At 42.3% G+C, this 14,747-nt stretch carries 11 protein-coding genes; 6 read left to right on the top strand and 5 right to left on the bottom strand.

Going from position 1 to position 14,747, the window contains the following annotated elements; translation table 11 throughout:
• Window positions 1–2 precede the first annotated feature (2 nt).
• Together HWQ36_RS13625 and HWQ36_RS13620 are read right to left on the bottom strand one after the other, a co-directional pair.
• Window positions 3–1,382 (bottom strand): serine/threonine-protein kinase, encoded by a 1,380-nt coding sequence (locus HWQ36_RS13625; RefSeq protein WP_292703350.1) that lies wholly within the window; start codon window positions 1,380–1,382, stop codon window positions 3–5.
• 247 nt (window positions 1,383–1,629) lie between these two features.
• Window positions 1,630–1,953, bottom strand: coding sequence for a DUF4278 domain-containing protein (locus HWQ36_RS13620; RefSeq protein WP_292703348.1), 324 nt, complete (start codon window positions 1,951–1,953; stop codon window positions 1,630–1,632).
• 353 nt (window positions 1,954–2,306) lie between these two features.
• On the opposite strand from HWQ36_RS13620, the gene HWQ36_RS13615 reads away from it, so the two are divergent.
• Both HWQ36_RS13615 and HWQ36_RS13610 read left to right on the top strand, forming a co-directional pair.
• A complete protein-coding gene (locus HWQ36_RS13615) occupies window positions 2,307–2,561 on the top strand; it encodes a hypothetical protein (RefSeq protein ID WP_179066232.1) in 255 nt (84 codons plus the stop codon).
• Window positions 2,562–2,564: 3 nt separating this feature from the next.
• On the top strand, window positions 2,565–3,848 hold the full coding sequence (locus HWQ36_RS13610; protein WP_292703548.1) for a murein transglycosylase A: 1,284 nt from the start codon (window positions 2,565–2,567) through the stop codon (window positions 3,846–3,848).
• Window positions 3,849–3,952: 104 nt separating this feature from the next.
• Here the strand turns inward: HWQ36_RS13610 and HWQ36_RS13605 are convergent, their stop codons facing one another.
• Both HWQ36_RS13605 and HWQ36_RS13600 read right to left on the bottom strand, forming a co-directional pair.
• Window positions 3,953–4,822: a DUF5895 domain-containing protein gene (locus HWQ36_RS13605; RefSeq protein ID WP_292703339.1), complete on the bottom strand. Its 870-nt coding sequence runs from the start codon at window positions 4,820–4,822 to the stop codon at window positions 3,953–3,955.
• 326 nt (window positions 4,823–5,148) lie between these two features.
• Window positions 5,149–5,844 carry a haloacid dehalogenase type II gene (locus HWQ36_RS13600; protein WP_292703336.1) on the bottom strand — a complete coding sequence of 232 codons (696 nt, stop codon included), beginning with the start codon at window positions 5,842–5,844 and terminating at the stop codon, window positions 5,149–5,151.
• Window positions 5,845–6,171: 327 nt separating this feature from the next.
• Between HWQ36_RS13600 and HWQ36_RS13595 the strand changes: the two genes are divergently transcribed.
• Genes HWQ36_RS13595 through HWQ36_RS13585 form a run of 3 tightly spaced genes read left to right on the top strand, consistent with a single transcriptional unit; the run spans window position 6,172 to window position 10,107 of the window.
• Window positions 6,172–7,929: a ScyA-related TPP-binding enzyme gene (locus tag HWQ36_RS13595; protein WP_292703333.1), complete on the top strand. Its 1,758-nt coding sequence runs from the start codon at window positions 6,172–6,174 to the stop codon at window positions 7,927–7,929.
• A gap of 13 nt (window positions 7,930–7,942) precedes the next feature.
• Complete coding sequence (locus HWQ36_RS13590) at window positions 7,943–9,082, top strand: 3-oxoacyl-[acyl-carrier-protein] synthase III C-terminal domain-containing protein (RefSeq protein ID WP_292703330.1); 1,140 nt, start codon at window positions 7,943–7,945, stop codon at window positions 9,080–9,082.
• Window positions 9,083–9,123: 41 nt separating this feature from the next.
• Complete coding sequence (locus tag HWQ36_RS13585; protein ID WP_292703327.1) at window positions 9,124–10,107, top strand: SGNH/GDSL hydrolase family protein; 984 nt, start codon at window positions 9,124–9,126, stop codon at window positions 10,105–10,107.
• A gap of 60 nt (window positions 10,108–10,167) precedes the next feature.
• Here the strand turns inward: HWQ36_RS13585 and HWQ36_RS13580 are convergent, their stop codons facing one another.
• The gene (locus HWQ36_RS13580; RefSeq protein ID WP_292703324.1) at window positions 10,168–13,710 is read right to left on the bottom strand and encodes an NB-ARC domain-containing protein; all 3,543 of its coding nucleotides are present in this window, start codon (window positions 13,708–13,710) and stop codon (window positions 10,168–10,170) included.
• Window positions 13,711–14,141: 431 nt separating this feature from the next.
• Here HWQ36_RS13580 and HWQ36_RS13575 point away from each other — a divergent pair, with 431 nt between their 5' ends.
• On the top strand, window positions 14,142–14,321 hold the full coding sequence (locus tag HWQ36_RS13575) for a CopG family transcriptional regulator (protein ID WP_179073760.1): 180 nt from the start codon (window positions 14,142–14,144) through the stop codon (window positions 14,319–14,321).
• Window positions 14,322–14,747: the final 426 nt, after the last annotated feature.

Raw genomic sequence — 14,747 nt, 5'->3', positions numbered from 1 at the left:
TATCAAGAAAGTAAGCGCTGCTGGAATTGTAAAGCTTTTTGAGGTTCGGGAATTTGTGATGCTAAAAGTTGCACAAATTCTGCACGAGAAATTTGCCCAGAAGACTTAACAGCTTTTTGGACTAGAAACTTAGCTATTGGGCCAATTAAATCAGCCAATTCCCGCTCACACTGATGCACAAAGCTATCGCTGATTACTTGAGATTCTTGGCTTGGTAAATTGTTTGAGTTAATTTCCGATTTAACAGTAAGTTGCTGTAGTTGAGTAGGTTTCTCTAATAGAAACATTGTTTTCTTCTTAAAATCAATTTGTTGATTTCCTCGAAGATTAAGGGCTAATTGATTAATTAATTCTTCGCAGTTGAGTGCTGATGCCGCAACTTGTCGGAGTAATCTTGAGGCAACGGGGCCGACAAATTCCAAAAGAATTGTTTCTAAGCGGCTGTAATTTTCCGCAGACAGTATAGAAGCAGGCGGATATCCAATTAAGTTTTGTTGAGAAAGTGAAGCTTGAGGCGGTTGTGTAAAAGATGCTGGTTGAAGTGATTGCGCTTCTACTTTAGTATCAAGATGATTAAGCACCTGTAAAACTTCAGCCGCAGATTGATAGCGCTGTTTAAAGTGGTGTAGCACCATCTTGGATAGCACAGATGCCAACTCAGAACTGACATTAGCCTGATGTTGCCAAAAAATTTCCCCAGTATCTGGATCTTCCTCAAAATTGATAGGATGTAACCCCGTCAGCGATTGGATACCAATAATACCCAAAGAATAAATATCGCTGTTAGGACGGGGTTTACCTTGCCCCTGTTCTGTAGACATATATCCTGGGGTGCCAATGATAATAGTAGCCCCCGTGCGCCCTGGAACTGTAAGCAGTTGAGTTTGGACTTGTTTAACTGCGCCAAAATCAATCAGCACTAACTTCCCGTCTTTTTGCCGCCTGATTATATTGTCTGGTTTGATATCTCGATGGATAACGTTGTGGCTGTGAATAAATTGCAGAATACCCAACATCTGTTGGAGAAGTTGAATTACTTTATCTTCTGTCCAAAGTTGATTGGGTGAGAGTTCCGCTTTCAGAGTATGTCCTTCAATGAACTCTTGCACCAAGAAGAACTCTTGGTTATCTTCAAAATAGGCTAAAAGTCGAGGGATTTGGTCATGGTTGCCCAGTTGTTCTAGTGTTTCTGCCTCACTAGTAAATAGCCGTCTAGCAGTTTCAATAAATTCGGGGCTACGAGTGACGGGCTTAAGGTGTTTGACAACGCATTTCGGGAAACCTGGCCGATGGGTATCTTGAGCTATATAGGTTTGACCGAATCCACCTCCACCTAAGATTTGGAGGACTTGGTAACGTCCGTCTAATAATTGTCCTAACATTGTGTCACTTGCCTTAAGTCCTCAAATTCATCTTGGCATAACTACCAGTTTTGGCAAGATTTGTTGAGGTAGATAAGTAGGTTGGCGCAATTAAAGCTAACTGCTAAGGGCTGTCATTTGTCCTTTGTCACTTGTACTGCCCTTCGACTACGCTCAGGAACCGCGTAGTCGAAGTATTGGTCATTAGTAAGGACTTTAAGACTGTTTACGTTTCGTAACATAATTTGGTTCATTTCAGCCAACTTACTTATTCTTGAAGTTTTAATTCTTCAGACATCGGCAGTGCTGCAACTTTTGAAGTTATTGCTGGTTGAGAGACTACAGTGATTTCTCCCTGTGCAGTTTTATTTACAAAGTAGGTGATTCCCCTAAAGCTCAATTTATAGGCTACTGGTGATAGAGGAACTTCCGCCGATTTGGAATTCGGATCAATACGATAATTAACACCACGGTATATCAAATTATAAGCTGTCCCAAGTTGGGGAACTGGTTGAAAAGGCTGTTCTGTTTTTTTGCTGGCAACTTTGCTTGGGTTGTATTCGTAGCTCAGACAACGATAGTAAAGTTTCATAATTTTCGCCTCCTGAATAACTGTTGTTCAACAATGTCAATGACTTATCAGAAGTTGATTGAAGAGTTATGCAAGAGCTACTAATGTCAACGTTACACTTTTTAAGGAACTGGTTAAAGGATTAGTCGTCTAAAGTGAAGAGTCATTGGGGATTGGGAATGGGGCACTTGTACTGAGCGACTTGTGCGACAAGGGAAAGGGGGGAGACAAGGGAGAGGGGGGAGACAAGGGAGAGATTTATTCAATAATTCCCCCTTGTCCCCCTCATCCCCCTCATCCCGTATGCTTACCCTTTTCATTCAGGGGTTACGTGGTTAACAATGGGTTGAATGTTTTTTAAATAATTCAACCTTATGGCTAGAACTGCAAATGAATATGCCGTATTCCTCCTACTGGAAAGCGGCCACCGGGAAGAAGTACGTTTTCCTACTATTCAAGAGTTTCAGAAGTGGTATAGCGGCGAACTTGTGCCAAAATCTGCTTCTAATGACTTTATTAGCGTGCCGATCAAAAATATTCAAGGGGAATATATGGTAATCCGCCCTTCTCGGATTGTAGCAATCCGGGTAGAACCCGTTTTTAGTTCCAGTGTTGAAAGATTCAACTAAATGATGAGAAAAACCCTTGCTTTCCTTTCCTTGAGTCTGGGAGTTGCCCTTGTAAATCCTCTCTGGTCGGCTGTTGGTCAGGTTCCTAACTTACTGCCGTTGCCAATACCGACTACTCCCGATCTCTCGCCAGTGCCAATACCAATCACTCCAGAGATAACACCGCCGCTTGAACCGATCGCTATAGGAAGCGATTGTAGGCTCCAGCAGAGGTGCTTGGGTTGGGATGACCAAATTTGGGGTCAAAGAGGTAAAACAGGCGTTGGCGCTTCGCCCACCGGAGGCGATCGCAATGCGTTGTTGGCTTCCATTGATAACAGTCTGATCTACCTAACAAAGGGTGAGGCGATCGCAGCATATCAAAATTATCCAATCAAGGAAATTACCCTCGATCGCGTCCGCCGAAGTTTGGTACGTTTCCGCCAACTGGTTGTCAGTTCTAAGTCACCAGCCCAATTACAATCTGCTGTCCGCCGTGAGTTTGTCTTTTACCAGTCTGTGGGCAACGATGGCAAGGGTACTGTTAAATTCACTGCTTACTACGAACCTGTTTACACCGCTAGCCGTGTCAGAACTGCAATATATAAGTATCCCCTTTATCGCCTGCCACCTGATTTCAGTCAATGGCCGAAACCTCACCCAAAACGAATTGATTTGGAAGGAAAGGATGGTTTACAAGGGAATAAGAGCAAATTGCACGGTTTAGAACTGCTTTGGTTCCGCGATCGCTTAGACGCATACATGGTACATATCCAAGGTTCTGCCCAAATTAAGTTAACTAATGGCAAAACAACGTCAGTTGGCTATGCAGGTGGAACTGATTACCCCTGGACTAGTATCGGCAAAGAACTAGCCAAAGATGGGAAACTGCCACTAAATGGATTGACAATGCCACGTCTAATTAGTTATTTCCGGCAAAAACCCCAGGAGTTGAACAATTATCTGCCGCGTTGGGAACGGTTTATTTTCTTCCAAGAAACTGGCGGAAACGCTGCTACAGGCAGTATTCATGTGCCAGTGACAGCAGAACGTTCTATTGCTACAGATAAGTCTCTCATGCCACCAGGAGCGCTGGCACTGATTTATAACTCATTTCCCTATTTTGCTGGTCGTGGCAAACTAGAGAATCGGACTGTCAGCCGCTTTGTGCTTGACCAGGATACAGGAAGCGCCATCAAAGGCCCGGGCCGAGTGGATTATTTTATGGGGTCTGGTAAACTAGCAGGCGATCGCGCTGGCATCACAGGCGGGAATGGTTCACTATATTATTTGCTGCTCAAAGAATAGGCATTAGGCATTGGGAATGGGGCATGGGCATTGGTATTTCCCCCTGCCCCCTGCCCCCTGCCCCCTACTCCCTGCCCCCTGCTCCCTGCCCCCTTGCTTCGTACCTAATACGGCGGATAAGCAAAATCATCTTCATCGGCATAAACGTAAGAATTAGAAACACCTGCCATTGCCAATTTAGGCGTTTCTGGTTTTACAGGTTCCTTCCCAAAATCTTTGTATTCTTCAAAAGTCTTGCAAATCATTGCAGACTCCAGAGAATCCGAAGCTATTAAATATTGAGTTAAAGTCCCTACCGTGGGATGTTTGTAGTCTACAGTTGAAGCGACTAAAACTGTATTTGGTTCAATACCTCTTTCTTCACACTCAATTATCGGGCAAAAAATTCCGTGAGCATGGAACAAAGGGCCTTTTGGTGTTAAAGGCTGCTTACGGTAGACAGCATAAGCTTTTTCTAGTTCAGCAACGAATCCACTAACTACTTTACCTTGTTGATATTCACAGTAGGTTTTGCTGAAACTCGCTCCAGCGGCCCCATTAAGAGTTAGTTGTAGTGGTGATTCATGTAAAAACTTTTTATTCTCACCCACTATAAAAATTAGATAACGGGTAAAGGTTTTAAATTTTAGTTTGTCTGCTAAAAAAGCATCATAATTCTCTTTGAGCGTACCCAGTTTTAGACCACTTTCCCGGTCTTTGACAGACAATGGGCCCCGACGCACTAAAACCAAGTTGGGAGTAGTGCTAATAAAGACTGTTTCGACTCCAGAACTAAATTCATGCTCTACCTGCTGCCAATTATTATCTGGCACAAAGCCGACAGCATTGGCATTATCTAGCTTAATGGCCAAACCGTGGGATTGCATACCATCTGTGCCATACCGAGGATTAATCATCTGACACCAAGGGATGACTTGAGAAGGCGGTGCATTAAATTTCTCGTCTTCAAAGTCGAAATTAGCAGATGCTTTCATCGTTTTAGGCTATCAAAGTGTTTGATTGAACAAGTTTATTGGCAGGATGCTGACGAAAGGAGAGTCAGTTATGTGCTGTGGTTCCCAAAGTTTAGGAACTTAAACTGATGTAGTAGTTTTTCCAGAGTAAGACAGAATTAATCTATGTTGCAATCCCTGTTTCGTTTTTTAACAACAAATTCTTTCTTTAGCATCTCCCTATATTCCTCCAATTTTCTGCTATTTTCGGGCAATAATCCGATAACATCACTCAATGAATCCTGACGCAAAAATTACCAAAAAGCTTAATTTATCGTAGACACGTAGTGGTTTGTAAGACCAGCAAATTACTGTGAATTTAAAGCAGCGAGAGTTTTCAAATCAGGTACTTCTAAATCAGGTTGACTGACTGCTGATAAGTTAGCACCAACCCCTTTTTGATCTGCTCGACGATTTACCCAGATTGTTGATAGTCCCAGAGATTTGGCTGTCACGATATCATGATATACACTAGCAGCAACATGTAATATCTGCTCTAGCGGCAAATCAATTCTCTCTATAGCTAGTCTGAAGTTGTTTAAGGAAGGTTTGTAACTTTTTGCCTGTTCTGCTGTGATTATCTGGTCAAATTCTACCTCCAAGTGCTTTGCTGAGAAAGCAAAGAGGTCGTCATCAATATTGGAGATAATTACTAGCTGAAACTTTTGCTTAAGGGTTTTAAGTGCCTCAACTGTATCGGGGAAAGGCAGCCAATTCTGAATCGAATCAGCAAGTGAATTTAGTTCCTTGGCAGTTGGCTCAAAGCCAAATCGTTCACCAAATTTTTTGACCACTCTCTTCAAAACTTCCCGATATTTGATATAATCCCCTTTTTCTAGTTCGGCTTCAAAATTAGCAAAAAGTTCCAGAATTTGCTCGTTATCCAAATTGATGTTGTGTGCAAGCAGAATTGGCTTGAGCGCTCTTAAAATGCCGTTCTCCCAATCAATCAGGGTTCCATAACAATCGAAAGTTAAAGCTTTGTACTGATTAAAGCTAATCACATTTTTATACTCCAGTACTTGATTAGTAGTATTCAGTTTTCATAAACCAAAAGACGGGTGAACCCATCTGCGTTGGTGCAGCCTGCCGCAGGCATCGCCACATCCATTGTTCTTTAAGTCTCTAAACCTTTGTTATATCAGGTTATTGGCTGTTAAAAGATTGACAAGGCGAAAGGTGAAGGTCGTTTTAATGTTACTAACTCCTTTACGAAAGCAGTGCTAAAAAAATTTGTATGATACTTATACAAAAAAAGTAATATTGCTGAGTTTAGCGTGTGAGATCATGTTACTCTACAGGGAAAATTATTCCTAATAAGTATAGTTTGTATGCATCTCAAATTTCAGGATACACAAGCGAATACCAGCGAACAATTAAACTTTACGGAAGAGCAATCTCATAGCAAGCCATCTAGACCTTGTTTAGTGGCAGAGGCAGTGGTAAAAATCCTGGGAGATATGGGAGTAGAGTATGCCTTTGGTGTTTCGGGAGGTGCGATCGCGCCAATGTGGGCTGCATTACATCAAAGTCCCATCCAGGTGCTACACTTTCGGCATGAAGCTGGAGCCGCTTTTGCAGCTATTGAGGCGCACTTTGCTAGCGATCGCCCAGTTGTGGTATTCACTACTACAGGGCCGGGGATCACCAATGCTTTAACAGGGCTGTTGGCTGCCCGTTGGGAGGGTGCTAAAGTCATTTTAGTGTCAGCTTCGACCTCTTCATTACAACGTGGTCGGTGGGCTTGTCAAGAAACTAGCAACTACACTATGCCTAGTGCAGATATTTTTACTTCGGGGACAATATTCCATTATGCGACAACCCTCGAATCCAGCGATGAACTTCCAGAGGTTGCTCGAAGGATTGCTCTTGGTTTAGGACAACCTGGAGGATTTGTAGCTCATATCAGTATTCCGACAAACATTCAGACAAGTTCAATAAATACATCTTTGCCACGAGTAACTTTGTCTCAGGCTGCGGCAACAGCAAGCGAAGAAACAATAGCCGAATGTGTCCACTTACTCTCTGAGGGGCCGTTTGCAATCTGGGTGGGCTTCGGGGCACGGGGTGCTGCAAAAGAGATTCGCCAGCTTGCCGAGAGAACAGGGGCTGCCGTAATGTGTTCACCACGGGCCAAAGGTATTTTTCCTGAAGATCATCCTCAGTTTGTAGGCGTTACCGGCTTTGGTGGGCATGAGTCTGTTGTCAGGTACATGAGGGAGCAACGTCCAAGGCGCATACTGGTTTTGGGAACACGTCTTGGTGAGTTTACCTCATTCTGGAACCCTGAGATGATTCCCCGACAAGGCTTTTTGCATGTTGACATCGACACAAAGATTCCAGGAACTGCATATCCATCCGCCGAGACTTTTGCCATCCAGTCCAACGTAGCAATATTCCTAAAGAACCTGCTGAAGAACTTCCCAAAAAGTACTGGTCGCTCAAGGACAATAATGCTGCCTCGATTTAAACGCGATCTCATCAAGCCAAGTGTGAACGGTCTAGTACGACCAGAACTGCTCATGAATGTAATTCAACAAGTGATTGTTGATGGAAGCGATGCATTAGTAATGGCAGAGTCAGGTAACTCGTTTGCTTGGGTGATTCACCTGCTGCGATTTACCACACCAAGTCGTTACCGGATTAGCAACGGATTTGGTTCTATGGGGCATTTTGTCACAGGTGTAGTAGGTGCTGCTTTGGCACGGAATGGCAAGGCTGTTGCTATTGTCGGAGATGGTGCCATGCTGATGAACAGCGAAGTAAACACGGCTGTAAAATATCAAGTTCCTGCGGTCTGGATTGTACTCAACGATGGGCGCTACAACATCTGTGAACAGGGAATAGCATATCTAGGATTCAAGAACGTAGATGCAACAATTCCGCAGGCAGATTTCGTCAAGATTGCTCAGGGGATGGGAGCAGATGGTATTCGGGTTGAAAGGGAAGCTGACGTTCAAGTAGCACTAGAAAAAGCGATCGCAGCGACTAGCCCATTTGTTGTTGATGTACTCATTGAACCTACCTGTCCTGCACCAATAGGAAGCCGTCTAGACAGTCTAATTTCGCAAGGCGCTACGAATTACTGAGAGGAGATTAGTTATGGTAGAGAAACCAGTAGGTATTCGAGCGATCGCAGTGAGCTTTCCCAGCGTTAGACGTAGTAACGATTATTACAGGGAAAAATACCCGGAGTTAATTGCTCAGGCAGAACAAAAAAGCTTGGCGAGGATGTTTTCGCTCACAGGCTCAACCCCCAGCAACGAGTTTGACTTAGAAATGATGCCATATCTGTCAGACCCATTTCGTGGTACTGTTGAGCGATGGATACTTGGTAGTGGTGAGTCTTCATTAATACTAGAGGAGCGTGCAGCAAGGGATGCCCTCGAAGCAGCTAAACTTTCTGTTAAAGACGTTGATCTCATGATTGTCGCTTCTGTATGGCCTGAACAAATCGGACTTGGTGATGCAGCTTTCCTTGCCCGTCAACTTAGCCTGCAAGGTGCTGCATGGAATCTTGATGCAACATGCGGGAGTACACCTATTGCGCTTCAAACCGCCTGTGCCCTGGTACGAGCAGGAGAGTACCGCAATGTGTTGGTAGTTATTTCATGCACATACTCTCGCTTTGTCGATGAGGACGATACCATGTCATGGTTCCTTAGTGATGGTGCCGGAGCTTTCGTGGTTGGTTCACTAGAATTGAATCAGGGAATCCTTGGCACAAAGACCATTCATGCTGGTGAGTTGTGTAATGTCGTTTTTCCCAAACTTACGACGGACGCACAAGGCAATCCACAGGTTCGCATGAAGCTATGCAAGGAAGCGAACAAGGTGACTCGTGAAACAGCCGTGGGGTTTCTGCGTACATGCTGTGAGGGTGCGATCGCTGCGGCCGATGTAACACTCGATCAAATCGATTTTTTTATTTTCAATACATCTACTGCTTGGTTTGCCAGCTTCTGCACGCGCGTACTGGGCATTGACCCAGAGCGGACGATCAACCTCTATCCTAAATACGCAAACATTGGGCCAGTACTTACTGTCGCCAATATGTACTACGCTGCAAAATTGGGCAAGATTCGCGAAAATGATCTGGTTCTCGTCTATGGCTTCGGTGCAGCCGGTGCTATTGCTGCGAACGTTATGCGCTGGGGCAATGTAGCGCTAAGTTGCGACCCTCTTGAAAGCTCTAAATCAGCAAAAGAAAGCTCTCAACAAAAGAGTGAAGTTTCTTTTTAAGGACATCTTTACAAGGTTGAAACTAGATTAAGGAATTAACTGTGCAAAAACAAATTATAACAACAGGATTTTTGCTGTTATCTTTGATATTTCCACTCAAAGTATTAGCAAAAGATTATGACAACATTTACGTCTTTGGAGACAGTTTGTCTGATACTGGTAATGTATTTAATGCCACTAACGGAATTATTCCCCCAAGTCCAACCTACTCTAATGGGCGTTTTTCTAATGGCCCAATTTGGGTTGATTATCTTGCCTCCGATCTAGGATTGACATTAAATCTGAAAAATAACTTTGCTTTTGGTGGTGCGACTACAGGAACTGAGAATATTGGTTTAGCTACTTTACCAGGATTGCAGCAACAGATAAATAACTTTGTCGCAAAAAATCAAACTGCTGATTCTAATGCTCTGTATATTATTTGGGCTGGTACTAATGACTACCTAAGTTACTTTTTCGGTGGTGATCCCAATCCTACCAATACAGTGACAAATTTATCAGCAGCGTTGACATCGCTTGTTGCTGATGGTGCTAGAGATATCATGGTGGTCAACTTGCCAGATTTAGGAAAATTGCCTTTTGCAAATTTCGATAGTCAACGTTCCAACTTATTCAACACGCTCAGCAGTGAACATAACTTTAGCTTGAATACCGAACTCCAAGTTTTGAGCCAACAATTAAGTCCCGATATTAACATTATAGAACTGAATGTTAATTCCCTATTTGATCGGATCGTTGCTGCTCCAGAGGAATTCGGTTTTACAAACGTAACTAACTCTTGCATTAGCGAAGACTTATCAGTAGTGCCTATAGATGTTCCCACACAACAAGTTTTCTGTAACCCTGAAGAATTTTTATTTTGGGACGAAGTGCATCCTACAACTACTGCTCATAAACTAATTGGAGAATTAGCATTCTCAGCACTTAAGCCAGTATCAGTACCCGAAGCATCTGCTGGATTAGGAATGCTAGCATACAGCATTTTAGGTGCAGTTTCGCTATTGAAACGCAAAATAACTAATTGAATTAGCACTTGTTCGCAAGCTGGCTTGACTCTATATTCTAACTCTAATATTAAGTCTCCTTTAATACTCAACTGCTCCTAGAGCTTTTAAAGTATCCTTCTGAGACTCAGTTAACCCGCTTATGCTAGTGATATTCATTCCCTCATAAGGATTTTTACTTTTCAAAGTTTTCAAACATTTACCTGTTTGTACATCCCAAATCTTAATTGTCTCATCTTCACTACAACTGACCACAGTCTGACCATCGCAACTAAAGGTAATTGACCAAACCCATCTAGTATGTCCGAATAAAGTTCTTAAACAGCTACCTGTGTTAACATCCCAAAGCTTCACTGTTTGGTCACCACTGCCACTCGCCAGTATGCGACCATCCGGGCTGAAAGCGACTGAATATACAGTATTTGTATGGTCTTGCAAAGTTCTAAGACACTTACCAATGCTGACATCCCAGATTTTAATCGTTTGATCTTCGCTACCGCTAGCTAGCATCCCACCATCTGAACTGAAGCCAACTGCCCAAACCCATTCGGTATGACCCTCTAGAGTATGAAGGCATCTACCAGTGCGAACATCCCAGAGTTTCACTGTTCGGTCATGACTACCACTGGCTAATATATTACTGTTAGGGCTGAAGGTGACTGACCATGTTCTACCACCATGTTCTCGTAAAGTATTAAGACATTGACCAGTGCCAATATCCCAGACCATTACTGTTTGGTCATCGCTACCACTAGCAAGAATTTGACTATCAGCACTGAAAGTTACTGATGTAACTCGATTAGTATGTCCCCTCAAAATTTTTAGACACTTACCAGTATTAAAATCCCATAGCCTTAAGGTTTGGTCTTCGCTGCCACTGGCAAGAATTTGACTATCAGCACTGAAAGTTACCGATGTAACTCGATTAGTATGTCCCCTCAAAGTTTTTAGACACTTACCAGTAGTAACATCCCACAGTGTTACTGTTTGATCGTAACTACCACTAGCAATAATCTTACCGTCTGGGCTGACAACGACTGACCATATCCCATTGTTGAAACTCCGTAAAGTCTTAATACATCTACCAGTGTTGATATCCCATAATTTTACCGTTTGGTCATCACTGCTACTAGCACATATACTACTATTTATACATATTGCTAGCGACCATACTCTACTTCTATGTCCCTCTAGAGTTTTAAGGCATTGACCAGTAACAAAATCCCATACCCTAACTGTTTGCTCTTCACCGCAACTAACAAGAGCGCTACCATCTACACTGAAGGTAACTGAATGTACTAAGTCTGTATGCCCCTGTAAAGTTTTAATACATTTACCAGTACTCGTGTCCCAAAGTTTAACTGTTTGGTCATGGCTCCCACTAGCTAGTGTATTACCGTCAGGGCTAAAAGCGACTGAGTATACCCTCTGAGTGTGGCCCTCTAAGGTGTGAATACATGAATTGCTGTTAATATCCCACAGCCTTACTTTATAGTCATCATTTCCAGTTGCCAACATGTAATCTTTTGGACTGAAGGCAACAGACCATACATTACAACCAACTTCCTGTAAGGTTTTTAGACATTTGCCTGTACTGGTATTCCATAGCTTCACTGTTTGGTCATCACTACCACTAGCAAGAATCTGAGCGTTGGGACTAAAAGTAACTGAACGAACCCCACCACTATGACCCTCTAAAGTTTTGAAACACTGACCATTATTGATATCCCACAGTTTTATTGTTTGGTCATTACTACCACTGGCAAGAACCTGACCGTCGGGACTAAATGTGACCGACCAAACCCAACCACCATGACCTTTACAGGTCATAAGTTGCTGACTATTGGCAACTTCGTATAAGCGAATTTCTCCATTGGTATCACCAGTAGCTAAAAGTTTACCATTCGGACTAAAAGCTACCGAAAAAATACCACCAAAGGTTTCAATAAAAACAGATTTGGCTAGATGGGTGTGAGCAAAATTTGTATTATGCAACTTTACATTCTGTAAGTCGGCTTGCCAAATAGTTAGATAAGAAAAATCATAATTGCTGAGATCGGTTTCTAAATGACAAAGCAGGTTAAAGACATTTCCTGCTGTATAACTTTGTTCTAGGGGGGATATCTGTCGGAGAGTTGCTAAAATTTGAGCTAAGTGATTTTCTAGGTTTTTTTTACTTCTAAAGGCAGTAAGCAGCCCATCTATAACTGGTTTGATGATGAGGCGAATTTGAGTATCCCTAACATATTCTTTTGCTGTCGCTTTTGTTAGAGCTTTACTCCTGAATAAATAAATATTCTCAGTGATAATTTCTTCACAGACGTGTTCTATCAAGCTACTAGTTACATACTCCATGACCACAGGCTGGAGAGTAAAAAGCGATCCGGTTTTTTCAATAAGCGTAGGCGTAGCTTTCTCGATTAGCGATCGCCTTCCTAAAGATTCTACAGCCTCTAGCAATTTTGCTTGTGGTACTGGTGATATGATATCATCTCGCAATTCTGAGAGTGTAACTGACTCCCGATTAATCGCTAGCCAGTACATGATATCCTTTTCTAAATCTGACAAGCGCTCAAACTGCTGCTCTAAAATATCGCGAATGTCGCCAAAAACAGACGTATCTTGCTGCAAAAAGACAGTCACATTACCATCAAAGATATCTTGAACGGTCGTAGCAACTATCTTCAAGGCTAAGGGATTGCCTGCATAGCGCTCAATCATTACTTTCCATTCATCCTGTGCTGCCGATAGCCCTTTAAGTTTCAAGATTTCTTGGCCTTCTAGCATCTTCAAACCACTCAGTAGTAATGAGCGAACAGGTAGTGCTTGTCCTTCTAGCAATGCCACTTCTTTCGGTTTTTCACGACTAGTCAGCACTAAGCAGCTTTGGTGAGTTGCTTCTCCTATTCGTCTTAAAAGCTCACCATATTCCTCATATCCTTCTCGATAAAGTCCGGCGCGGCTACCACTGCGGAGAATTGACTCTGCATTATCAAGGATCACCAAACAGCGATGATTTTGCAGATAATAGAGAAGTCGCGATACCCGTTCGCTAAAGCTTTCTGGTAAATTGCTTTCTGTTTCCTGTTCGTCAGATAAAAATTGGATTAAGTTACTGAGAATAATTTTAACAGGTGGGGCTTCTCCTAGCGATCGCCAGATCACATACTCAAAGTTTTCCTGAATCTGTTGAGCAAGCTTTATAGACAGCGTTGTTTTCCCAATACCTCCTATTCCTAATAGTGCCACCAATCGACAGCGTTCATTGAGAATCCATTGCTCTAGGGTAGTAAGTTCTTCTGTGCGTCCATAAAAAACTGGGTTAAAGATAGCTTCTCCCCAATCTAGACGATTAGTTGAGCTTAAATAGTCACTTTTATCTATTTTTAAGTGGAAAGCGGAAAAAAGCTTTTCAATGGTCTGTTTATCAACCCCTCCTTCTCGATTCAAGACTTTCGAGATGGTAGCGGAATATAACCCAGAGCGGGCACTCATTTCTTCGAGAGTATACCTGTTTCCAAAATTTTCTTTTACTTCTGACCAATGCTTTGCTTCGTTAATTTTTTGTAACCCCTTGGTAGTAAGTGCAACGCCACGCTTTCGTCTCCAATTCTGTAAAGTCATTTATTAACTCGCGTTTGGGTAATCGCCTTTAACTAAAAGGAATTATCTACTAAGTTGCTATAGATATAAGGTGATAGCTATCACAAAGGAACAATTTCATCTTGCAGAAAATTTCAAATAGTTGTATGTCCAAAATGCTTGCTAATGTCAGCCACCTTTAGCAATCTAATCGTTTCGGTAACTTCTTTAACATAAAATCTGGTCTGTGGGTCATTGCTGATACAAGGTGTTCAGCCGAAAGCTTCTTGCACCAACAGTAAGAGCAGATTCATTACGTATGACCCTAGTAATTTAATACCTTCTGTTTTCAGTAATGTATTTGCGGCTTAACGCTTAAGTTCAATCTCAAAATCTTGATTTTCACTGGTAAAGACGTTTCGGAATTGGGAAGCTTGATAAGGAAAGTTTGTATATATCTAGCCTATCAATCAATGAATAAAACTGCTGCACTTAAATTTCCCCATTTGGCAACCTCCAGCAAGAAAAAGGCGCTTAAGCGAATTACCTTAAACTTGACATTAGATGAAGCTCAGAACCTTGAAAAGTATTGTGAACAAACAGGCAAACCAGCAATAGATGTGATTCGTGAACTAATTGAAGCCTTACCTTGACCTAACTTTTCGTGCCAAGTCTGAAAAGTCCCAATCCAGAAAAATCATGACTAAAGTAGAAAGTGTTACAGATTTGGACAAAGGTTTTCAGTTTACTCTGACAAGACTAATTCAAGAGTGGTAATCATCAAATTAGATACTTCTAACTGGATATTTGCTACTTTTTTTACTGTTGTTTGTTGCGAAAATACTAAATAACAAGGGTTAGAAATTATTCTTTGACGGAAAGGACGGCAGAATAAAAATAGTCGCCGAACTGGAGAAAGAGTCTTTCAGCCCTAATTTTGCAACTAAATATAGCGGTTCTCGAATAGCTACAATACAGTTTGACCTCACTTCCATTCCTCTCTCCTATTAGGAGAGAGGCTTTGAACGAACTTTGGGGGTTTAAGTCCCCTGTCTCTACAGACAGCGCGTTTTGGGTCG

It is taken from the genome of Nostoc sp. NMS2 (genome assembly GCF_017115105.1).
Taxonomy (GTDB): Bacteria; Cyanobacteriota; Cyanobacteriia; order Cyanobacteriales; family Nostocaceae; genus Nostoc.
This window is presented reverse-complemented; position numbering and strand designations above follow the sequence as displayed.